This is a genomic window from Halorubrum salinarum, from assembly GCF_013267195.1.
GTDB classification, from domain to species: domain Archaea; phylum Halobacteriota; class Halobacteria; order Halobacteriales; family Haloferacaceae; genus Halorubrum; species Halorubrum salinarum.
In genome coordinates, this window is the sequence record NZ_CP053941.1 from 2112390 (window position 1) to 2134068 (window position 21679).

General features: G+C 72.0%; 22 protein-coding genes and 1 tRNA gene. 6 read left to right on the plus strand and 17 right to left on the minus strand.

Translation table 11 applies throughout. The features are described 5' to 3' along the window. Positions 1-47: 47 nt before the first annotated feature. Together HPS36_RS10775 and HPS36_RS10780 are read left to right on the plus strand one after the other, a co-directional pair. The gene (locus HPS36_RS10775) at positions 48-551 is read left to right on the plus strand and encodes a DUF2240 family protein (protein ID WP_173230136.1); all 504 of its coding nucleotides are present in this window, start codon (positions 48-50) and stop codon (positions 549-551) included. 1 nt (position 552) lies between these two features. Further along, a complete protein-coding gene (locus HPS36_RS10780; RefSeq protein ID WP_173230137.1) occupies positions 553-939 on the plus strand; it encodes a hypothetical protein in 387 nt (128 codons plus the stop codon). A gap of 57 nt (positions 940-996) precedes the next feature. On the opposite strand, the gene HPS36_RS10785 is transcribed toward HPS36_RS10780, so the two are convergent. Further along, entirely contained in the window at positions 997-2904 is a 1908-nt protein-coding gene (locus HPS36_RS10785) for a methyl-accepting chemotaxis protein (RefSeq protein WP_173230138.1), read from the minus strand. Positions 2905-3174: 270 nt separating this feature from the next. Here HPS36_RS10785 and HPS36_RS10790 point away from each other — a divergent pair, with 270 nt between their 5' ends. Beyond that, positions 3175-4470, plus strand: a complete 1296-nt coding sequence (locus HPS36_RS10790) for a DNA double-strand break repair nuclease NurA (RefSeq protein ID WP_173230139.1) — start codon at positions 3175-3177, stop codon at positions 4468-4470. 60 nt (positions 4471-4530) lie between these two features. Next, on the plus strand, positions 4531-5403 hold the full coding sequence (locus tag HPS36_RS10795) for a mechanosensitive ion channel family protein (RefSeq protein WP_173230140.1): 873 nt from the start codon (positions 4531-4533) through the stop codon (positions 5401-5403). 40 nt (positions 5404-5443) lie between these two features. Here HPS36_RS10795 and HPS36_RS10800 read toward each other — a convergent pair whose 3' ends face one another. From HPS36_RS10800 to HPS36_RS10850, 11 genes are all read right to left on the minus strand, one after another. Continuing rightward, positions 5444-6178, minus strand: a complete 735-nt coding sequence (locus HPS36_RS10800; RefSeq protein ID WP_137715812.1) for a CPBP family intramembrane glutamic endopeptidase — start codon at positions 6176-6178, stop codon at positions 5444-5446. Between the two features lie 86 nt (positions 6179-6264). Then, positions 6265-7551 (minus strand): glucose-6-phosphate isomerase, encoded by a 1287-nt coding sequence (locus HPS36_RS10805; RefSeq protein WP_173230141.1) that lies wholly within the window; start codon positions 7549-7551, stop codon positions 6265-6267. A 120-nt stretch (positions 7552-7671) separates the two neighbouring features. Then, positions 7672-8772 (minus strand): DoxX family protein, encoded by a 1101-nt coding sequence (locus HPS36_RS10810; protein ID WP_173230142.1) that lies wholly within the window; start codon positions 8770-8772, stop codon positions 7672-7674. Between the two features lie 95 nt (positions 8773-8867). Next, the gene (locus HPS36_RS10815; RefSeq protein WP_137715815.1) at positions 8868-9425 is read right to left on the minus strand and encodes a class I SAM-dependent methyltransferase; all 558 of its coding nucleotides are present in this window, start codon (positions 9423-9425) and stop codon (positions 8868-8870) included. A 72-nt stretch (positions 9426-9497) separates the two neighbouring features. Continuing rightward, positions 9498-10640: an aminotransferase class V-fold PLP-dependent enzyme gene (locus HPS36_RS10820; protein ID WP_173230143.1), complete on the minus strand. Its 1143-nt coding sequence runs from the start codon at positions 10638-10640 to the stop codon at positions 9498-9500. A gap of 86 nt (positions 10641-10726) precedes the next feature. Further along, positions 10727-11065, minus strand: a complete 339-nt coding sequence (trxA, locus tag HPS36_RS10825) for a thioredoxin (protein ID WP_173230144.1) — start codon at positions 11063-11065, stop codon at positions 10727-10729. A gap of 223 nt (positions 11066-11288) precedes the next feature. Continuing rightward, a complete protein-coding gene (locus HPS36_RS10830) occupies positions 11289-11573 on the minus strand; it encodes a translation initiation factor eIF-1A (RefSeq protein WP_006628131.1) in 285 nt (94 codons plus the stop codon). Positions 11574-11672: 99 nt separating this feature from the next. Then, on the minus strand, positions 11673-12371 hold the full coding sequence (locus HPS36_RS10835; protein WP_173230145.1) for an AAA family ATPase: 699 nt from the start codon (positions 12369-12371) through the stop codon (positions 11673-11675). Between the two features lie 115 nt (positions 12372-12486). Further along, entirely contained in the window at positions 12487-12783 is a 297-nt protein-coding gene (locus tag HPS36_RS10840; protein WP_173230146.1) for a DUF3006 domain-containing protein, read from the minus strand. After that, on the minus strand, positions 12780-14222 hold the full coding sequence (locus HPS36_RS10845; protein WP_173230147.1) for a lamin tail domain-containing protein: 1443 nt from the start codon (positions 14220-14222) through the stop codon (positions 12780-12782). The genes HPS36_RS10840 and HPS36_RS10845 overlap by 4 nt, the downstream gene beginning before the upstream one ends. A gap of 253 nt (positions 14223-14475) precedes the next feature. Continuing rightward, positions 14476-14550 (minus strand) — tRNA-Val (locus HPS36_RS10850). Between the two features lie 247 nt (positions 14551-14797). Between HPS36_RS10850 and HPS36_RS10855 the strand changes: the two genes are divergently transcribed. Then, positions 14798-15922 (plus strand): M24 family metallopeptidase, encoded by a 1125-nt coding sequence (locus HPS36_RS10855; RefSeq protein WP_173230148.1) that lies wholly within the window; start codon positions 14798-14800, stop codon positions 15920-15922. Positions 15923-15985: 63 nt separating this feature from the next. On the opposite strand, the gene HPS36_RS10860 is transcribed toward HPS36_RS10855, so the two are convergent. Continuing rightward, on the minus strand, positions 15986-17374 hold the full coding sequence (locus HPS36_RS10860) for an NAD(P)/FAD-dependent oxidoreductase (RefSeq protein WP_173230149.1): 1389 nt from the start codon (positions 17372-17374) through the stop codon (positions 15986-15988). Positions 17375-17572: 198 nt separating this feature from the next. Here HPS36_RS10860 and HPS36_RS10865 point away from each other — a divergent pair, with 198 nt between their 5' ends. After that, on the plus strand, positions 17573-18928 hold the full coding sequence (locus HPS36_RS10865; RefSeq protein ID WP_173230150.1) for a sodium-dependent transporter: 1356 nt from the start codon (positions 17573-17575) through the stop codon (positions 18926-18928). A 30-nt stretch (positions 18929-18958) separates the two neighbouring features. Here HPS36_RS10865 and HPS36_RS10870 read toward each other — a convergent pair whose 3' ends face one another. The 4 genes from HPS36_RS10870 to HPS36_RS10885 all read right to left on the minus strand — a co-directional run bounded on the left by HPS36_RS10870 (position 18959) and on the right by HPS36_RS10885 (position 21648). Continuing rightward, the gene (locus HPS36_RS10870) at positions 18959-19615 is read right to left on the minus strand and encodes an AIM24 family protein (protein ID WP_173230151.1); all 657 of its coding nucleotides are present in this window, start codon (positions 19613-19615) and stop codon (positions 18959-18961) included. A gap of 113 nt (positions 19616-19728) precedes the next feature. After that, positions 19729-20394 (minus strand): cytochrome c biogenesis protein CcdA, encoded by a 666-nt coding sequence (locus HPS36_RS10875; protein WP_173230152.1) that lies wholly within the window; start codon positions 20392-20394, stop codon positions 19729-19731. Positions 20395-20410: 16 nt separating this feature from the next. Continuing rightward, the gene (locus HPS36_RS10880; protein WP_173230153.1) at positions 20411-20956 is read right to left on the minus strand and encodes a TlpA family protein disulfide reductase; all 546 of its coding nucleotides are present in this window, start codon (positions 20954-20956) and stop codon (positions 20411-20413) included. After that, entirely contained in the window at positions 20953-21648 is a 696-nt protein-coding gene (locus tag HPS36_RS10885) for an SCO family protein (protein WP_173230154.1), read from the minus strand. The genes HPS36_RS10880 and HPS36_RS10885 overlap by 4 nt, the downstream gene beginning before the upstream one ends. Positions 21649-21679 lie beyond the last annotated feature (31 nt).

Here is a 21679-nt window from a genome sequence, read left to right on the forward strand (position 1 = left end):
GCCCCGCGTTCGACACGTTTACGCGGCCGCCGCGCCGTCCGTCTCACATGAGCCTGGAGGTCGCCGTCGCCGCCCCGTTCAAGACCCGGGCCCAGGACCGGCTCGGGGAGGGGGAGTTCGTCGTCGCGCTGTCCTTGGAGCGGGAGTGGTTCTCCCCCGACCAGGCGAAGCGGCTCGTCGACGTCGCCGTCGGGCGCGGGCTGTTAGCCTCCGAGGACGGCGACCTCGTCCCGCAGTTCGACCCGGCGGAGGTGACGGTCCCGGAGGGGTTCGTCCCCGACGAGTCGGTCCTCCGCGAGCAGTCCACCTTCGAGAGCGCGCTCGACGCCATCGTCGCCGCCGGCGTCGAGAAGCAGCGCGCGGTCGCCGCGATCAACGAGCGCCAGCGGGCGCTCGCGGTCACCATCGAGGCCGCCGCCGTCCTGTACGCCCGCGAGCAGGGCGCCGCGGTCGACCGGCTCGCGGCCGACGTGCGCGAGGAGCTCGCCGCCGACGCGGGCGACGACGGGACCGGGGAGCCGACCGACGCCGACGACCCGGAGGTCGCGTGAGATGGTCGTCGACCGCCTCGACGACGGCGTCCGGATCGCGCAGCTGCTCGCCTCCGAGGTGACCGGCAACGAGAGCGGGCTCCGCGGGCTGACGGTCGCCGACGCCGACCGCGACGTCGAGCCGACGGCGGACGGCGCGCTGGCGTACCGGATCGCCCGCGAGGCCGGCGACCCCGTCGCCGAGGTGTACGTCCAGCCGGACCGCGCGCGGATCGAGGCGCTCGCGGCCCCGGACGCGGTCGCCGACGCCGCGGCGGCGGCGGGCCTCCGTGTCCGACCGAAGGCGGTCCGCCCGCCGCGGACGCTGGTGTTCGTCGAGGACGGCGCGGCGGTGAAGCGGGCGCTCGCGGTCCTCGAAGCGCTTCGCACGGGGTCCGACGCCGAGTGACCGGCGCCGGGTGAGAAGCCGTCGTTGACGGGCGGGAGAGCCCGTCTCGGGTGGTCGTTACTCGGGCTGTCCGCCGTCGCCGACCGCGACGTTCGGGCCGGGCGCGGCGCCGGGGTCGGCCCCCTCGCCGGAGACGTCGAACTCGCGGACGAGCGCGCCGAGCCGCTCGGCCTGCTCCGCGAGCGACCCCGCCTCGCTCGTCGCCTCGCTCATCGCGTTCAGCTGCTCGTCCGCGGCCTCGGCGACCGCGTCGGCCTCGTCGGCCGTCGACTGGCTGATGTCGGCGACCTCCTCGGCCATCGAGACGGTCTCCTCCGTGCTGGCGGCCTGGTCGTCGGTCGCGCGGCTGATCTCGCGGATCCCCTCGCCGGCCTCCGCGGCGTTGTCCGACACCCGCGCGAACGCGTCCGCGGCGTCGTCGACGGCGTCGGCGCCGGCGGCGATGTTCTCCTCGGCGCTCCGGACCGCCTCGACGGTCCCCTCGGTCTGCGACTGCGTGGCGCCGATCAGCTCCTCGATCTCCGTGGCCGCGTCCTGGGTCTCCTCGGCGAGCTGTTTCACCTCGTCGGCGACGACCGCGAAGCCGTCGCTCCCGCCGCCGCCCCCGCCGGCGCGGGCCGCCTCGATGTTCGCGTTCAGGGCGAGCAGGTTCGTCTGCTCGGCGATGTCACCGATGAGGTCGACGATCTCGCCGATGTCCTCCATCCGCTCGTCGAGCTGCTGGACGGTGTCGGCCGCGTTGTCAAGCGCCTCGCGGGACTCCTCGACGCGCTCGATGGCGGCCTCGGCGGTCTCCTCGCCGTCGTCGGCGATGTCGGCGGTCTGCTCGGCGACGTCCACGACGGTCTCGGTCGAGGAGGCGACCTCCTCGATCGTCGCCGAGAGGTCGTTCATCTCGTCGGACACCTGCCGGAGCATCTCGCGCTGCTCGTCGGCGCCCTCGGCGATCTCCGAGACCGACTGGCTGACGACCTCGCTGCGGTCGGCCGCGGTCTCGACGCCGTCGACCGTGTTCGCGCTCGCGGTCGAGACCTCCTGGGCGAACGAGCGGACCTCGCCCATCGCGTCGTCGATGTCGTCCATCATGCCGTTGAACGCCTCGCCGATCTGGGCCATCGCCTCGCTCTCGCTCTCCGCGTCGAGCCGGACGGTCAGGTCGCCGTCGGCCGCCCGGTCCATCGCGGCGCTGTACGCGTCGGCCTTCGTCTCCAGGTGGCTGTTCAGGCGCTCGACCTCCTCGCGGCGCTCCTCGACCTCGGCCTTCGCGGCCTCGACGTCCTGGATCTCGGACTGCTTCTGTTCCGCCAGTTCGAGCTGCTGTTGGGCCGCCTCGCGCGACTTCTCGATCGAGTACCAGTTGACCATCAGCGCGCCGGAGAGCCCGAGGACGAAGATCGCGTGAATGACGCCCCAGATGATCGGGTTCTCGACCGCTGCGGCGTGGTTGTAGACGAGGCTCGAATCGATGAGGCTGAACGCGCCGTGGCCGATCGCCACGTAGCCGACGCCGACGGCGAACGGGAGCCAGTCCTCGTACAGCGCGAGCACGCCGATGAACACGAAGAAGCTGAAGTGCGCCTCGATGTACCCGCCAGACAGCTTCACCATCGCCATCGAGACGGTCATCAGGCTGAACGCCGTGAGCACCGTCCGCTGGCGGCGGCCGAGCCCCGACCAGGCCGCGAGCCCGGCGGTGCCGACGATGACGGCGACGAACCCGCCGAGCATCCACAGCGGCGTCGCCGGGATCTGCGCCCCGGTGAACGACTCTGTCCCCTCGTAGAGCCCGAGCGCGATCAGGAACGGCACTTGGACCAGCGTCGCGATCAGGATGTTGCGATGCCGCGGCGCCCACATCTCCGTCGGCATCGAGGTGCCGTCCGGAATGTACCGGAGCACCTCGCGCACCTTCTCCGTCAGCCCGCCCGATCCCCCCGCGTCGACCCCCGTCGCAGTCTCTGCCATAACCGTTGGTTGTCGTATATCATAAAAGGACATCGCCTCCAACTATTATCGCTGATATCGTCGTTTAGGCTCTGAGAAGCCGGAAAATAAGCCGAAGCGTGATATCGAGTTGACACCAGCTACCGGCCGCCCTTGCTCCTTCTTCGGCGATAGTCGAACGTGTTCGCGGACGGGGCGGCATCCCCCCGGTCTGCTCGTCGCCCTCGGTCGGGCGACGCCGTCGGCGGCGCGGCCGACGGTTTTTATATCGGTCCGGTCCGCCGTACGCCCGTGACGCTCGATCCGATCCACGTCGAGAACATCGCCCAGCTCGCGTACGGCATCGGCGGCGACGTGGACGCGACGGACCACGACGACCTCGCGGAGCGCGTGTGGCGCGAGTGGCTCCCGGAGCTCCGCGCCGACGGCCGGGTCGTCGTCGAGGCGCTCGGCGACCACGAGCGCCGGCGCGCCGCCATCGACGACGTGGCGCTCGCGGCGCGCCCGTTCGAGACGGTCCACGGCCTCGACTCGGGGACGATCAACCCCACGACGTTCAAGAACGGGCTCGTCGTCGACGTGGCGCACGCGGCGATGGCGAGTTCGCCGACGGACCTGGACCTCCACCGCGACCGGACCATCGTCGCCACCGTCCACGCCGGCGACTCGACCGCCGGCTTCGACAGCGAGTGGACCCGTCGCGACGAGGGGCACACGCGCCAGCGGGTGTTCCACGTCCCGCGGGTGAACCGCTACGCGGAGCGGGTCGTCCACGCGCTGGCCCTGTACCTCGCCGAGGGGACCCACGCGCTCGACCACGCCGACGAGGTCGACGAGCTCCTCGTCCTCGACGGCCCCGTCTACCCGAAGGAGCTGTTCACCTGGGCCGACCGCGACCCGGAGCTGGGCGCGCTCGCCCGCGAGGCGAAGCCCCGCGCGGTGGTCGAGAAGTACGTCCGCCTCGTCGAGCGGTTCGTCGAGCGCGACGTGCCGCTGGCCGGCTTCGTCAAGAACCCCGCGAGCGGCACCGCGGTCCGGGCGCTCGCGAGCGCCGGCGTGGAGTCCCCGTGGCCCGACGACACCGCGCTGTTCACCCGCCTGCTGGAGCGGCGCGAGCCGGACGCGGCCGGCGTCGGGGGCGGCGACGACGCCGGCGGTCCCGACGCTGATCGCGGCGCCCGCCTCGACGACGACCTCACCTTCACCACGTGGTTCCGCAGCCGCGGCGGCGCGGACGCGCCGATGGCCGCCGACGGCGACGCGCTCGGCGTCGAGCGCGAGCTCGACCCGGCGCTGTACGAGCCGACGTTCATGGTCGTCTACGACCCCCGGACCGACGTGACCTACAAGCTGGAGGCGCCGTACGCGTTCACGCGCGACGCGGCCACCCGCGAGCGGCTCACCCGGCAGGTGATCGCGGAGGTGGCGGCGACGCGCGGCCCCCCGGAGCCGGTCGCGAAGGCCGACGAGCTGGCCCGGATCTCGGCCACCGAGAAGGCGGCGCTCCGCCGGAAGTTCGAGGAGCGGCTCGGCAGCGACCAGCAGGCGACCTACGACGACCTGCGCTGGGGGAAGGACGGGTACTGACCCGCCGGCCCGGCTCCCGCGCGGTCCGGGGTTTTTACCGGTGCGACGCGACGCGAGCGTATGACCGGGCTGACGGCGCTGCCGAGGTGGGCGACGGAACTGGTGTCGGCGTACGACCGCGTGCTCTCGGAGCTGTTCTGGTTCCTCGCCGCGCTCGCGGTCGTCTACGCCCTCGGACAGGTCGTCGTCGTGCCGTTCGTCGTCCGCGTCGTGCGGGCGCGGAACCGCAACAACCCGACGATCGAGACGGCGGTCAGGACGTACGTCCGGGTGGCGCTGATCGGGTTCGCAACGCTGACGGGCGTGATCGCGGCCGGCTACGGGAGCGTCCTCACCGACTCGGCGATCGTCATCGCGGCGATCACCTTCGTCTTCGGCATCGCCGGCCAGCAGGTGTTCGGGTCGCTGATAAGCGGGATCTTCCTCGTGGCCGACCCCGACTTCAACGTCGGCGACTGGATCGCGTGGCCCGGCGGGGAGGGGACCGTCGAGGCCGTCGACTTCCGCGTGACGCGGGTCCGGACCCCGGACAACGAGACGATATCGGTACCGAACACGGAGCTCACGAGCAACGCGCTCACCCGCCCCTACGGCCGGGACACCTACCGGATCACGGAGGCGGTGTACGTCGCCTACGACGAGGACGTCGAGCGGGCGCTCATGGCGCTCCGCTCCGTCGCGACGGACACGGAGGCGGTCCTCGACGAGCCGGCGCCGAACGCGCGCGTCCTCGACCCCGGCGAGAACGCGGTCACGGTCCAGGCCGAGCTGTGGGTCGACGACCCCGGGGACAGGGACGTGGCGACCCTCCGGTCCGACTTCCGCCGCGAAGTGAAGCGCCGGTTCGACGAGGAGGAGATCGCGATCGCGCCCCCGTCGGCGCAGTCGCTCTCGGGCGAACTCGCCGTCACCGAGCGCTCGACCGACGAATGACCCGCGCCGGGGGCAACCGAGATCCGCGCCGCTCCGGCCCTCAGAGCGCCTGCGCGAGCAGCACCACGTAGATCGCGGCGTTGTACACGCCGTGTGCCAGCCCCGGGACCACGACGTTGTCCGTCCACTCGTAGAGCGCGCCGAGGACGGACCCGAGCACGACGACGACGCCCACGTACGCCCACCGCTCGGCCGGGGTGCCGGAGACCGAGGGGAGGTGGATCAGGCCGAACGCGAGGCTCGCGATGAGCACCGCGGGGACCGCGTCGAACGCGCGCCGGACGCCCCCTTGGACGACGCCGCGGAACAGCAGCTCCTCGACCGGTCCGACCACCGCGAGCGACACCGCGATCATCGCGAGGTAGTAGGTGACCGGGTCGCCCGCGGGGACGACCGCTTGGTTCTGTCCGGTCGAGAGCCCGACCTGATCGAGCGCGAACAGCGCGCCGTACTGGAACGCGAAGAGGACGGCTCCGCCGCCGACGACGATCGCCGCCTGTCGCGCGTCGGGCCGGGACGCGCGGGCGAGCTCCCACTCGCCCGTGATCGCGAGGTACCCGGCGACCGCGACCGCGAACCCGCCGAACTGGAGCACCGTCCGGAGCAGTTGGTAGCCGGTCGACCCCTCCGCGACCAGCCCGATCGAGACCGCCAGGTCCGCCGCCGGGACGGTGATCGCGCTCGCGACGAGGAGCGCGAACACGATCGCGAACAGCGCGCTCGCGACTCGGAGCACTCGCTCGGCGATCTCCGAGCCCGGTGCGTCGTCGCTCATTGGAGGGCGTACGAGACCCCGAGGCTTAGACGCACCGGATGGCGATCGGCGGTCGCCGCGCGTCCGGTCCGGGACGGGCGCGCGGCTCACTCGATCCGCAGTTCGCGCTTCTCGTCGACCGCCTCGGCCTCCGCGAAGTCGCCGCCGCCGAGCAGCCCGCGGGCCGCCTTCTTCCCCCACTCGACCGCGGGCTGCGTGAACGTCGAGACGCTCGCGAGCTCGCCGTACAGCACGCAGGCCGCCTCCATCCCGAACAGCAGCTCGCCGAGCGCGCGCTCGTCGACGCGGTCGACCTCGACGCGCACGTTGGGGACGCCGGCGGCCGCGAGGCTCGCCTCGGTCGCCTCGAACTCCGCGTCGAGCAGGTCGCCGAGCGACGAGCCGCCGAGGTACGCGAGCCCGTCGAGGTCGGTCTCCGGGATCGGCGCGTCGGCGCGCTCGGTCGGGCGCACGAGCGTCACCAGCTTGTCCGGCGGGCCGGCGCGGTACAGCTGGAGCTGGGAGTGCTGGTCGGTCGCGCCCAGCGCGCGCGCGGGCGTCTGCCCGAGCCCGTCCTTCCCGAGGCTCTCGGCCCACAGCTGGGCGAACCACTCCGCGAACGTCTCCAGCGACTCGGCGTACGGCATCACGGCGTTGGTGAGCGCGCCCCGCTCCGCGAGCGCGTACGTCGCCGCCCCGTAGGCGTAGGCGGGCGACTCGTACAGCGACCCCGCGAGCGCGTCCATCCCGTCGCGGCCGCCTGCGAGGACGGCCTCCACGTCGTGGCCCTGGAGCGCGGCGACCGCGAGCCCGACGGTCGAGAGGACGGAGAAGCGGCCCGGGACGCCGTCGGGGACCGGCAGGGAGGGCAGGTCGTGGCGGTCGGCCAACTCGCGGAGGTTCCCCGACGCCCCCGTCGTGACGAGGGTGCGCTCGGTCCAGTCGACGCCCGCGTCCGCCATCGCCTCGCGGACGACGAGGAAGTTCGCGAGCGTCTCGGCCGTCGTCCCCGACTTCGAGACGACGTTGACGACGGTGTCGTCGAGGGGGAGGTCGGCGAGCAGCGCCCGCGCGTCGTCGGGGTCGACGTTGTCGAGGACGTAGGCGTCCACGTCGCTCGCGAGGGCGTTCGACAGCGTCGCCGCGCCGAGCGCGCTCCCGCCGATCCCGACCGTCAGCACCGCCTCCGGCCGGTCGAACCCGTCGACCGCGGCGTGGATCGCGTCCGGGTCCGCGGTCTCGGGGAGGGTCAGGGCGGCGTACCCGAACTCGTCGTCCGCCATCCCGGCCGCGATCCGCTCGTGCGCGGCCGCGACGCGGTCGTCGAGCCTGTCTAGCGTCTCCGTCGTGAGCCCCGGGGTCGTCTCCAGGGCGTTGCCGAGGTCCACTCGCATACGTGTCTCACCGCGCGAGAGGAACTTAATAACCGCCGGCGGACCGCCGTCGCCCCGCCGCCCGTCGGCGCGACGCGCGAGCGCCGGGAGTCGGTCGGCCCTCGGTCGATCGGCGCCCGGTCAGTCGGCGGCCGCGACCGGCTCCTCCTCGCCGAGCGCGGGCCGACCGACCCGGCGGTCGAACGCCAGCGGGCCGGAGCCGAGCGTGAACACCGCCGACGCCATGCCGAACAGCGCCACGTGCGCGAGGACCGGGTCGTCGGGGAGCCCGAACAGCGTCGTCGTGAACAGGACGAACGAGAGGGCGGCCGCGCCGCGGGTGAAGAAGCCCGCGATCAGCGCGAGGCCGACGGCGACCTCGGTCACGCCGGCGCCGACGACCCACAGCCCCGCGTCGACCGGCACGACCGACGTGAGGTCGTACTTCTCGACGACCTGAAGCGCGCTCGCCGGGTCGGCCAGCTTCTGGATCAGTCCGAGGTAGACGAACGAGACGCCCATCCCGACCCGGAGCACCGTCGGCACGTAGCGCCGCAGCGGCCCGGTCCTCTCGTCGAGGAACGACTTCAGGTGGTGGACGGGGTCGACCCGACCGTAGTACGACCCGGGCGTGCTCGCGACCTCCAGGAGCATGTCGTCGGCGCTCGGCCGCCCGCCGCCGAGGATTCCCAGCGCGACGAACACCGGGACGTACTCCACCGCGAGGACGACGAGCGGGTCGACCGCGACGAGCACCCACGCGTACGTCAGCAGGCCGACCGCGGCGGCGATCCGGGTCGCGAGCCCGAAGAGGAGGGCGAAGCCGAGCCCGATGAACAGGAGCCGGAGCAGCGGGCTCGCCGCGGGGTCGAACGACAGCGTCGGCGCGAACAGGTACCCCTGGAAGCCGGCGCCGACGAGGGGGAGCCCGACGGCGAGCCGCAGCATCCACGGGACGAGGTCGCCGTACCCGGCGAGCTTCTCCCGGAGGACGACGACGTCGACGATAGTCGGGCGCACCCGGAGGTACGCGGCCAGCCCGGCGACCGCGACGAGCCCGGACCCGGCGAAGAGGGCCGCGTTGAACGGGTCCGAGAGCACCTCGGCGACGAACGCCACCGCGTCGAGCGGGTCGCCCGAGTCCTCGGTGACGTAGTCGACGTGGGCGGCGACCGGCCGCGCGACGAGCGTCGCGAGCAGTGCGACCGCGACCGCGGCGACCGATCGGTGACGAACGGACATGTTCTCATTACGGGCCGAACGCACCTAACCCTATTTCTTCACGAACGTTCGTCCCCGGGGCTGAGACGGTCGGTTCGCCCCCGCGGCGGCGAGCGCTACGGCGCCCGCGCGACGACGGCGAACGTCTCGGTCCGCGTCGCCGCCGAGACGACCTCGAAGCCCGCGGCCTCCAGCGCGGCGACCGCGTCGGCGGCGGCGAACCGCTCGTCGACGGGCGGCCCCTGCTCGCCGTCGCCGTCGGCCGACCAGTCGAACGTCGCGACGACGCCGCCCGAGCGCACGACGCGCGCGACCTCCGCGACCGCCGCGTCGCTCGCGAACTCGTGGTACGTCATCGTCGAGACGGCCCCGTCGAGTTCCCCGTCGGCGAACGGGAGGTCCTCCACGTCGCTCGCGACGAGTTCGACGTTCGCCGGCGTCCCCTTCTCGCGGTACCGGTCGTGCATCTCGGGCTGGACGTCGACGCCGTAGACGGTCTCGACGTGCGGCGCCACGTCGTCCGTGTAGAAGCCCGTGCCGCTGCCGAGGTCGGCGACGACCGCGGCGTCGGCCTCGACCAGCGGCCCGACCAGCTCCTCCGCGGACACCCAGCGGTACCGGCCGGGGCGCTCCAGCCGGTCCGCCTGCTCGGCGTCGAACGTGTGGAATCCCATACGCGGTCTTGTCCGTCGAGTGCTAAAACGCGTCCGGTCGCGCGCTGCGGGACCGCCGGGGGGCGCCGCGGCTCACCACTCCGGTTCCAGCGCGTCGAGGAGCCGGTCGACCTCCGTCTCCGTCGAGACCGCGTGGACCGACGCCCGGATCCCGTTCGGGTGCGGGAGCGAGCGGACGACGACGTCCTCCTCGCCGAGCCGCTCGACGGTCGCCTCGGGGTCGTCGACGTCGATCGTGACGAGCCCCGACTCGTACGCTCGCGGGCTGAGGAGCCGGTCGTCGGGCACGCCGGCCTTCAGGCGGTCGGTGAGCGACTCGATCCGCGACTCGATCGCGTCGACCCCGACCGCGTCGATCGCGTCGAGCGCCTCGACGAGGCCGACGTGGGCCGCCGCCGTGGTCGTCCCGATCTCGAACCGCCCCGCCGCCGGCTTGAACTCGATATCGTCGCCGGTCGGGTCCGCGACGCTCCGGTAGCCGACGGCGCGGGGCGCGAGGTCGGCCGCGGCGTCGCGGTCGACGTAGAGGAACCCGGCGCCCCACGGGCCGAGCGTCCACTTGTGGCCCGCGGCCGCGACCGCGTCGGCGCCCCACTCGTGTACGTCCATGCGCATCTGCCCGGGCGACTGGACCGCGTCGACGAGGGTGAACGCGCCGGCGTCGTTCGCGACCTCGACGAGGTCGGCGACCGGGAGCCGGGTGCCGTGCGTCCACGTGATCGCGCTGAAGCAGACGAGGCGGGCGTCCGCGACGGCCGCGGCGTACTCGTCGCGGTCGAGGCGACCGTCCTCCGTCTCCAGGACGCGCACCTCGACGCCCTCGCGTTCGAGGCGCCGCCACGGGAGGACGCCGGCGGGGTGTTCGAGGTCGGTCCGGACGACCACGTCGCCCGGCTCCCAGTCGATCGCGCCGGCGACGCGGTTGATCCCGTCGGTCGTGCTCTCGGTCAGGGCAATCTCCTCGGGGTCGGCCCCGACGAACGCCGCGATCCGCTCGCGCACTCGCTCGTACGTCTCGAAGGCGTGCTCGTAGGGGTCGGTCGTCGCGGAGCCGTACTCGTGGTCCTCGACGAACGAGGCCGCCGCCTCGACGACGTACTCCGGGCTCGGCCCGTGCGCGCCGAAGTTGAAGTACGCCGCGTCGCCGAGGGCCGGGACGTCCGCGCGGAGCTCTCTGGGGGTCATACCGTCGTCGTCGAGTCGAATCGTTCTCATGGTGTCGGTTTCGGCGACCCGGGCCGCGGCGGATCGACCGCCGACCGCGCCCCGGTTGCTTCGGCGTGTTGCGCGTCCGGAACGGCTCAGGCGGCGTGCTTCTCGATCGCGTCGGTCAGGGCCTGCTCGGACTGCGCGCCGACCATCCGGTCGGCGAGTTCGCCGTCCGCGAACACGAGCAGCGTCGGGATGCCCTGGACCCCGTACTCGCCGGCCAGCGCCTGGTGGACGTCCACGTCGACCTTCAGCACCGCCGCGTCGGTGTCCGCCGCGACCGCCTCGACGGCCGGCTCCATCATCTGACACGGGCCGCACCAGTCGGCGTAGAAGTCGACGAGGACGACGCCGTCGGCGACGTGGTCGTCGAACGCGTCCGCGTCGGTCAGTTGGATCGGTTCCGCGGGGGCCGCTTCTGTCGAACTCATATCCCCGTCTACGCGCCTCGACGTGATAATGGTTTTGGATAGAAATCACAATACTACGTAACACGGCTGGCGCGGTCAGCCCGATCGGGACGCGGTGCGAGCCGGCCCGGCCGCTATCGAGGTGAGAAACGACGCTGACCGGGCGACCGCCCGAACGCAGCGCGTCGGAGTACTGAGAGAGACTGAGAGGGACCGGTCGGCGGCGACGCGGCGGGCGCTTCGATTACTGGATGTGGCCTTCGCGGCGCAGCTGGTCGGCGTCCTCGTCCTCGTACCGCCACTCGACGTTCGCCTTCTCGTCCTGCCAGTCCCACGGCTCGGCGAGGACCACGTCGCCCTCGCTGATCCACGTGCGGTACTTCATGCGGCCGGGGATCCGGCCGAGGCGCTCCACGCCGTCGGCGCAGCGCAGCTGAACGTGGTTGCCGCCGAGGTGTTCCGTCACCACGGCGAACACTTCGTCGTCGTTGGGCATGCGGAGGTTCTTCCGCCCGGATTCTTCGCTCATACCACCCGTAGTGCGCTCGCCCGTATAAGTGATGGGAGACGCGTGTGTACTCCCGTCATGCGGTCTGTTCACACGACCGCCGCGTCGTGGACGGGGCCCTCACTCCGCGTCGGTGACCGCGGCCGAGCGGTCGTCGCCGGCGGCGGAGGCCTCCTCGTTCGACGCGTCCTCGCCGGGCGCGCCGCCGAACGCGGCGTCGACCTGCGCGAACGTCTCCGCCTGCGTCCCGGAGTTGTCGACGACGACGTGGTCGGTCGCGATCTCGTCGAACAGCTCCTTGAACCGGAGGTGGATGTCGAAGTCCGCGTCGCTGATCCCGTCGCGCCGCTCGATCCGGCGCTCGACGACGGCCTCGTCGCAGGCGACCTCGACGAGGTCGAACTCGGCGGCGGCCGCGGCGGCGGTCTCGCGGGCGTCAGCGCGGAACCGCGCGTCCGCGAACGTCGCGTCGAGGACGACGGCGTCGCCGGCGTCGACGTCGTCGCGGGCGCGAGAGAGAAGTTCGGCGTAGACGGCCGCGGTCTCCGCGTCGGTGTACTCGGGGTCGTCGAACAGCTCCTTGCGGATCACGTCGGTGCGGCGGATCCGACCGTCGACGCGGTCGGCGACCCGCTCGGCGACGGTCGTCTTGCCGACGCCGGGCAGGCCGCAGACGACGACCAGCCGCCCGGACGAGGGCCCGTCCTCGGCGACCGGAGCGGCCGCGGTCGACGCCTCCGGGGGGAGAGAATCGGACGCGTCACGCTTCGAAGTCGGCGATTCGGCCCGGTCCGGTCGTCGGCCGCCTCCGTCGCTCATCTACCCGTACCCTCCGGGGTGACGCTAAAGAAACTTCGCATCGCCCGCCCCGCGAGCCCCTGCTGCGCTCCGCTTCCGGCCGTCCGACGCGGCGCGCTCCGACCGCCCGACCCGGTCAGGCGTCGTCGTCGGACGGCGGCCGCTTCGAAAGCCGATCGAACCGGTCCTGCGCCGCCTCCGCCCGCGCCTCCGTCCGCTCGGGGTCGTAGGCGGCGGATTCGATGTGCCCGCTCCCGAGAGTCACCGAGAGGACGGCGTCGGCGCGTCGCCCGTCCGGCGGGAGCCGCGCGGCGTCCACCACCGCGTCTCCCACCTCTTCGCCGTCCCGCTCGAAGAACACGGTCGCGAGCCCGTCCTCGACGGCGTCGACGACCGCGGTGTACTCGCCGTCCGGGAGGTCGACGTCGCTCACTCGTAGCTCACCTCCAGCACGCGGTCCCCGTCGGCGTCCGAGAGTATCACGGTGTCGCCGGCGTTGTTCCAGACCGGCGACCCGGCGCCCCAGTACAGGTCCGTCTCGGTGTCCGTGCCGCTCCCGGTCCGCAGCGTGACCGTCGCCCCGGCGTCGAGCGAGAACCCCTCCGGGAACTCGTAGCTGTGGCCCGCCTCGTCCGCGACGGTCCACCCGGACAGGTCGATCGGTTCCTCGCCGGTGTTCTCGAACACCACGTACTCGTCGTTGAGGTTCTCCCCGTCCGCGCCCTCGGCGTCCGCGTTGATCGCGGCGACCGCCAGCGCGTCCGCGCCGCTCGCCGTCCCGTCGTCCCCGCCGTCGCCGCCGTCGCCCCCGTTTTCGCCTTCAGTCTCGCCGTCGGTCCCGCCCGCGACCGGGTCGCCCCCGAGCCGAGCGCGCTCGACGACCTCGCCCGCGGTGCCGGGTTCGATCGGCTCAGCGTCGCGGAGCGCGAGCGGGTCGGTGGGGGCGTCGCGTTGCGTCCGCACGGAGACGCCGCTCCCGTCGCTCACGAGGACGACGTTCCCGTGCGTCGCGCTCCAGTACGTCGGGATCGACCGGTCCGCGAACCGCCGGAGCACCTCCTCGGTCGGGTGCCCGTACTGCGAGTCGTACGCGCTCGACACGACGACCGCCCGCGGGGCCACCGCGTCGACGAACGGGCCGCTCGACGAGCTCGACGACCCGTGGTGGCCGGCCTTCAGCACGGTCGACCGCAGCTCCGCGCCGTAGGTGTCGACCAGGTACGCCTCCTGGTCGTCTTCGGCGTCGCCGGAGAGGAGGAAGCTCGTCTCGCCGTGCGTGAGCTTCAGCACGATGCTGTTCTCGTTGCGCGCTTCGCCTTCGAGGTACGGCTCGGGCGGCCCGAGCACGTCGACGTCGACCGCGCCGAACGAGATCGCGTCGCCCTCACGCGTCTCGTACAGCGTCACGTCGTGTTCCTCGACGGCGTCGAGGTACTCCGCGTACGTCTGCGTGCTCGCGGCGATCCCGGGGTCGTAGACGGCCCCGATCCCGTCGGCCTCCGTCTCGTAGTACTCGATAATCGCCGCGTTGCCGCCGATGTGGTCCGCGTCGTTGTGCGAGGTGACGAGGTGGTCGATCCGCGCGACGTCGTGTCGCCGGAGGTACTCCAGCACGTACTCCCCGTCGTCGTTGTAGTGCCCCGTGTCGACGAGCATCGTCTCGCCCTGCGGCCCGAAGATCAGCGTGCTGACCGACTGTCCGACGTTGATGTAGTGGACCTCGACGGTGCCGTTCGCCGTCCCGGCCGGAGTCTCGTCGCCCGTGTCCGGACCCGTCGGCGACTGATCGCCGGGCGCCGCGCCGGCACAGCCCGCGAGGACGACGATCCCCACGACCAGGAGGACCTTGAGCGCACCTCCTGTTCGTTTCATATTTCCTTACTGCGCCACACACGGAAAGAGGTACGTGTCCGGTACCGTTCCCGACCGGCCGGTCGGCGGAGTCGGCGGTGCCGCCGTTCCGACGGCCTGTTCGGTCGGTGGTCGGACATCGCAGTGCTCCCAATATCGTGGAGCACAGTGACCGGACCCGAAACGCGCTCGACTTGGACCGGACCACCGGTCCGAGCCTCATTCGACGATATAAACGTCTCTCGCCGTCGTGCGGTTTTCGGGTATAAGCGAGTGGGTTGGGGCAGATTTGAACTGCCGGCCTCCTCCATGTCAAGGAGGTGTCATAACCGGACTAGACTACCAACCCGCAGGGGCTTACTGACGCATCTCTTCGTTTCCGAGGGACGTAATTGAACCTTTCGTTTCCGCCTGCCCGCTGCCGCGGTTCCGAGCGATCGATCGGGAGACGGCGCGGCGACGATCCCGTCTCGTTCGGGCTCATCCGGGGTCGTCTCGGGTCGTCCGGGATAGAACCCCACCGACCTCGCGCGGCGGTCTCTCGGCCGTCGGCGCGGTTCCGACCGGTTTTACCCGTTCGGTGAGAGTCCGTGGGTATGGTCGACCTTGCCGCCCGCACGGAGAGGCTCGACGCGTACCTCGACGAGCGCGGGCTCGAAGCGGTCTGGTTCGCGCGCCCGAACGGGTTCGCGTGGCTCACCGGCGGCGACAACGTCGTCGACGACGACGCGACGACGGGCGTCGCGGCCGCCGGCTACGACGGCGAGCTCCGCGTCATCACCGACAACATCGAGGCGGAGCGGCTCGCCGCGGAGGAGCTGCCGGACGCGTTCGCGGTCGAGTCGTTCCCGTGGCACGCCGACTCGCTCCCGGAGGCGGTCGCCGAGCGCTCGCCCGCGCCCGCGGCCGCCGACTTCGACGTGCCGGGCTTCGAGGCCGTCGACGGGAGCCGGCTCAGACAGCCCCTCACCGACGACGACGTCGAGCGGTACCGCGAGCTCGGCCGCGAGGTCGCGGCCGCCGTCGAGACGGTCTGCCGGAACCTCGAACCCGAGGACCCCGAGTACGAGGTTGCGGCCGGCATCGACATCTCGCTCGCCTCCCGCGACGTGGACACGCCCGTCGTCCTCGTCGGCGGCGCGGAGCGGGCGCAGTCGTTCCGCCACTACACGCCGACCGACGCGGCGCTCGGCGACTACGCGCTCGTGTCCGTCACCGCCGAGCGCGCCGGCTTGTACGCCTCGATGACGCGCACCGTCGCCTTCGACGCCCCGGACTGGTTCGAGGAGCGCCACCGCGCCGCGGCGCGCGTCGAGGCGACCGCGGTCCGCGCCACCGAGGCCGCGGCGGCCGGGGCCCTCTCCGGGGACGACGACGGCTCCGACACCGCCGGCGACCTCTTCGGCGTCATCCGGGACGCGTACGACGCGGTCGGCTTCGGCGACGAGTGGGAGAACCACCATCAGGGCGGCGCGGCCGGCTTCGCGGGCCGGGAGTGGTTCGCGACGCCCGACGGTGACGAGCCGGTCCGGTGGCCGATGGGCTACGCGTGGAACCCGACGGTCCAGGGGACGAAAAGCGAGGACACGCACCTCGTCGCGCCGGAGCTGACCGAGCGGCTCACGAAGACCGGCCGGTGGCCGACCCACGAGGTCGAGCCGGTCGACGTCGCGGGAGTCGACGGCGACCCCGTCGAGCTGGCGGCGCCGGTCATCCGATAACGGGGGCTCCGGCGCGGCGCCGGTTCCGAATAGCTCGCTCCGGACCGGGGCGCGCGCAGCGAGTCAGTAGACGTACTCGCTCTCGTCGATGCCCACGTACCCCTTCTTCACGCGCCGCTTGTTCCACTTGTAGCCGAGCATGAGTTTCAGCGACTCCCAGCCGGACCGGTACGGCTGCGAGAGGAGGTTTCCGCCGGCCTCGGCGGCGAGCATCGCGTCGGCCGCCCCGATGACGCGGTTCCAGTCGTCCGGGCCGTAGTCGGCAACCATGTCGGCCATGGTCACGTTGCGGACGACCTCGTCGCCGATCGCCTCCTTCCAGCGGCGGTTGTAGGCGGCCAGGTCCCCCTCGGCAGCGAGTTCGCCCGCGATGGCGCCGGTGCGGACCGCGACGTGGTCGCCGCCCTCGTGGAACGCCGAGGTCGTCCCCATCGCACCGCCCGCGACCGCGATGCCGGCGTCCACGGGCGAGTCGATCGGCCGCGTCGACGAGATCGGGTACGTCTCCGTCCCCTTCCGCTTGCCCGCCCCCTCGACCAGCGGGAAGTCCTCCTCGACGTCGTACTCGTCGCCGTACTGCCACTCCAGGAGGCGGCGGATGTACTCGCCGCCCTGCGGGATCGACTCGTCGTCCTCGCGGAGGAGGGCGTACTCCGAGGCGTCCACCTCGTCGATATCGAGGCCGATCGGCATCGTCAGGCCGACGCGGCAGACCCGGTCCGCGTTCGGGAAGATCCACGGGTACGCGGTCTCTCCGGGCATCACGCCCCACCAGAAGACGATGGCGTCGTTCACTTCCTCGAACACCTCCTCGGGGACGCGCCGGTACTCCTGGTAGGCGATGTGGTTCGCCGTGCGGGAGGCCAACCGCTCGGAGGCCTGCGCGTCCGCCGGCAGGTACTCGTCGAGGACGCGGTTCGTCACCGTCCGCTGCGGGCCGTCGGCGAGGACGACGAAGTCGGCGCCGACGCTCCCGCCGTCCGCGAGGTCGAGCACGTGGCGCGGGCCGTCGTCGCCGGGCGCGACCGAGAGGTCGGTGTCGACGCCGCGGACCGAAGTGCCGACGCGGTACTCGGCGCCCGCGTCCTCGGCGCGGTCGCGGAGCCAGTCGTCGAATCGCGCGCGCTGGAAGGTGTAGCCGAACTTGTCGTACGAGGAGTCGATGCCGGTCGAGGTCAGCGTCGCCGCCTCGTCGGGTCCGCGGAACTCCGCGCGGTTCAGCTCGCGCTGAACGACCCCGTCGTCGAACTCGTCGGGGTGGATCCCCATGATGTCCACCCAGTAGTCCAAGATGCCGGCCGCGTCGGTGGAGTCCGGGCCGAGGCGGTCGCGGTCGGCCCGTGGGACCCCCTTCTCGATGACCAGGGCGTCCGCGCCGCCGGTCGCGGCCGCGTGCGCCGCGGACGACCCGGCCGGCCCACCGCCCACGATCGCGACGTCTACGCGTTCCATACCTCGAGAGGTTGCCGTCCGGCTATTAAATTCACGGTCCCCGACGCGGCGCGGACCGGACCGCCCTCCCGGCGCCACCGCGGGTCGCCGTCCCCCTCCGCCGTCGCCGGTGACCGATTGATCATGTTCGATGATCGGTGGTAAGAGCGCCGGAGAGACACGTTTTTAGGGGGCAGTGAGGATTCATCCGGCACACAAATGGCACGCGAGACGTGGGCGACGCGAGCGGGCTTCATCCTCGCCGCGGTCGGCAGCGCGGTCGGGTTGGGGAACGTCTGGCGGTTCCCGTTCATCACCGGCCAGTACGGCGGATCGTCGTTTCTGATAACCTACCTGGCGTTCGTCGCGCTGATCGGGTTCCCGGCGATCCTCGTGGAGTTCGTCATCGGGCGCCGGACCGACCGGAACCCGGTCGGCGCGCTGCGGGAACTCGGCAGCGGCGTCTGGGGGTCCGCCGGGTGGCTATTCGTCGTCACCGGATTCATCATCCTCTCGTACTACAGCGTCGTCGCCGGGTGGTTCCTGCGCTACACGCTCATCGGGATCACCGAGGGGTACACGCTGACCGACCCGGCAGAGGCCGAGGCGCTGTACCAGACGGTCTCGACGGGGCTCGACACGCTCGTCTTCCACGCCCTGTTCATGCTCCTCGTCGTCGGCATCATCGCCGCCGGCGTCAGACGCGGGATCGAACTGAGCGTGAAGGTGATGATCCCCGCCATCCTCGTGCTCCTCGTGGGCCTGGCCGCGTACGGGTTCACGCTCGACGGCGCGAGCGCGGCGTACGCCTACTACCTCTCGCCGGACTTCGGGACGATCGCGGCGAACTGGACGGAGATCCTCCCCGCCGCGGCCGGACAGGCGTTCTTCACGCTCTCGCTCGGGATGGGCGTGATGATCACCTACGCCTCCTACCTCGGCGAGGACCGGAACCTCGCGGCCGACGCCGGGATCATCGCGACGCTCGACACGCTCGTCGCCGTCCTCGTCGGCTTCGTCGTCTTCCCCGTCCTCTTCACGGTCGGGATCGAACCGGGCTCCGGCGGTCCCGGCGCGATCTTCGTCAGTCTCACGGCCGCGTTCGCCGGGATCCCCGGCGGCCGGATCCTCGGGATCGTCTTCTTCGGCATGGTCGGGATCGCCGCGCTCTCGTCGGCGATCAGCATCCTCGAAGTGCTCGTCTCCTACCTGATCGACGAGGTCGGCGTCGCCCGCGTCCCGGCGTCGGCCGCGCTGGGCGCCGCGGTGTTCCTGCTCGGCGTGCCGGTGACGATCGACTCGATCTTCCTCGGCCTGTACGACGGGCTCGCGTACGGCATCCTGCTCGTCCTCGGATCGCTGCTGCTCGCGCTGTTCGTCGGCTGGGTCGTGCCCGGCGTCGGCCGCGAGGAGCTCCGCAAGGGGATGGGTTCCCCCGCCGGCTTCGACGGCGCGTGGATCTGGGTCGTTCGACTCCCCCTCGTCGTCGTCATCTTCGTCTCGTTAGTCCTCGGCGTCACCGACTACGTCGACTTCCTCACCGGCGGCTTCGCCGACTGGCTGGCCGCGCGGTAACCGCGGTCGCGGGGGCGTCGCCTCCCCGCCTCAGACGTGTTCCTCGCGCGGCTGGACCACGACGAAGCCGTCGGCGCCGTCGAAGCGCATCTGGTAGCGCTCGCCCGACTCCTGGCCGATCATGTCCGAGAGGCTCCGGTTGACCTCCACGTCCGGCGACGTGCCGCCCCACGCGACGGTCGCGCTCGGGTCGGTCGCCACCGGCGGTTCCAAGACGATCGGGTCGCCGTGCGTCGTGATCGCGACGTAGCCAGGCCCTTCGAGGTAGACGTTGCTGAAGCCGCCGGCGAGCGCGCCGGCGAGGCTGTCGATGGTGTTGATCTCGTAGGAGAGCGACTCCTCGAACGCGAGCACGTCCTCGCCGTTGACCGTGATCGACTCGCCGGCGCCGAGCTCGATCACCTGGACCTTCTTGCCGTCGTCCGCGAAGTAGACGTGTCCGTCGCCCTCGACGGCCATGATCGGCGTCCCCTCGCCGGTCGCGGCCTCCTTGAGGAAGCCGGTGATCCCGCCCTCGGCCGAGGCCTTCCCGGTGAACGACACGTCGCCCGTGTACGCCACCATCGAGCCGGCCTTCGCCATGACGGTGCCGGCGACCTCGACGTCGAGGGTGTAGCTGTTCTCGCGCTGGAAGGGTTCCGCGCTGTCGGTCGGTGCGTTCGCGGCGGTGAACTCGTCTAGGTTCATGGTGCGGGGACCGAACCGTTCGGTTCGGCTGTACGGAGGTTTCCCGCTATTGGTTAAGAAGGTATGGGGCGGCGTGCGGGCGCGTCACAGGGGGCGCCCGCGACGCGCCGGGCTCAGTACACGACCAGCGCGAGGTAGAGCTGTCCGATCCCCGCGACGACCATCACGGCGCCGGCGATCCGCTTCAGCAGGCCGGCGTGGGCCATCACCCGGTTCGCGTTGCTGACGAGGCCGACGCCCGTCGCGACCGTGGTCGCGGCCATCAGGACGGCGACGGTGCCGGCGTAGACGCCGACGACGAGGGTCGCCGCCTCGGCCGGGAGCGCGACCGCGCGGGCGACGACGCCGAGGAACACCGGCGCGACGCAGCCCGCGCCGGCCAGCGCGTACCCCGCGCCGAAGACGCCGAAGCCGAACACGCTCGCGCGCCGCTCCGGCAGCGGCACCGACACCGACGGCGCGCGCCCGCTGATCACGAGCAGGCCGAAGGCGATCAGCAGCGCTCCGACGAGCGTCTCGAAGACGGTGATGTTCGACAGCGTCGAGTAGCCGATCCGGACGGTGGCGCCGGCGAGCAGCGCGAACGTGGCCAACACGCCGACCGCGGCCGCGACCCCGCGGGCGCCAGCGCCGACCACCGACGCGGAGTCGGCCTCGACGGAGTTCACGTAGAAGCCGACGTACCCCGGGAGGAGCGGGTACGCGCACGGCGAGAAGAACGTCGCCACGCCCGCGGTCACGGCGAACGGGACGTTCGTCGCGAGCGAGACGTCGGTCATCGGTCGCGCCGCCGGGTCATCGGTCGAGCGCCCGCTCGATGCCCGCGACGAACTCGTCGGCGGTGTGCGTCCCGGAGGTCGCCCAGCGGACGCGCCCCGAGGCGTCGATGGCACGCGCGCTCGGGTAGCTCCCGACGTTGAGCCGCGCCGCGAGTTCGGCCGCGACGTCGGCCGCGACGAGCCAGTCGCCGTCGTGCTCGCGCCACCAGTCGACCACCGTCTCCTCGCTGACCGCCTCGCCGACCGGCTCCGTCGTCACGGAGACGAACAGCACGTCGTCGCCGATCCGGTCGTGCGCCGCGACGAGGGCCGGCATCTGCTCGGCGCAGGGCGGACACCACGTCCCGAAGAAGTCGACGAACGTCGGCCGGTCGGGCGCGGGGATCGTCACCTCGCCGTCGCGGCTTCCCGGCGCGTCGATGGCGTCTATCGTCACCGGCTCGACCGGCTCGGGGGCCTCCTCGCCCCCGAGTGAGTCAGGTACGCCGCCGGTCGCGACGGCGCCCGCTCCGCCGAGGACGCCGACGCTCGCGAGCCCCGCCAGCAGGTGCCGCCGCCTCACGCCGTGACCACCCGTCTGAAGTCGTCGACGATCCGTTCCACGTCGGTGGCCGGCCCGCGCGGGTACGCGCGCTCGACGATGCCGCGCTTGTTGACGAGAAGGATGAGCCCGTAGTGCGGGAACGCGTACTCCAGGTTCTCGTACCCCTCGGCGTCCGTCTTCTGGATCTTGAGCCCGAAGTTCTCGTCCATCAGCTCGACGCCCGCCTCGTAGCTCTCGGGCCGCAGGAAGTGCCAGTTGCCGGCGTCGAGGTCGACGCCCCGTCGGTTCGCGTACTCGCGGAGCACCGCCGCGGTGTCGCGTTCGGGGTCGAACGTAAGCGGCAGGAACGCCGCCTCGTCGCCGAACCCCTCCTCGGCGGCGACCTCCTGTGCGCGCCGCAGCCGGAGGATGAGCGCCGGACAGACGCCGTCGGGGCAGCTCGTGTAGAAGGAGGTCCACAGGAACGCCCGCTCCCCCTCGAACTGCGCCGTCGATATCTCCTCGCCGGTGATCGGGTCCGGCACGGTGAATTCGGGCATCTGGTCGCCCTGGATCGGATGAACCGGATCGCCGCGGCTCTGCTCCGGCGGGCCGAGGACCGTCCCCTCGGGACCGGAGTCGCCGAGAACGCCGGCACAGCCGGCCGTCGCGGTGGTCCCGGCGACGGCGCCGGTCGCGGCGAGCGTGCGGAGGAAGTGGCGGCGGTCCATGTCGTTGTCCGACCTACGTGGGCGCTCGTAA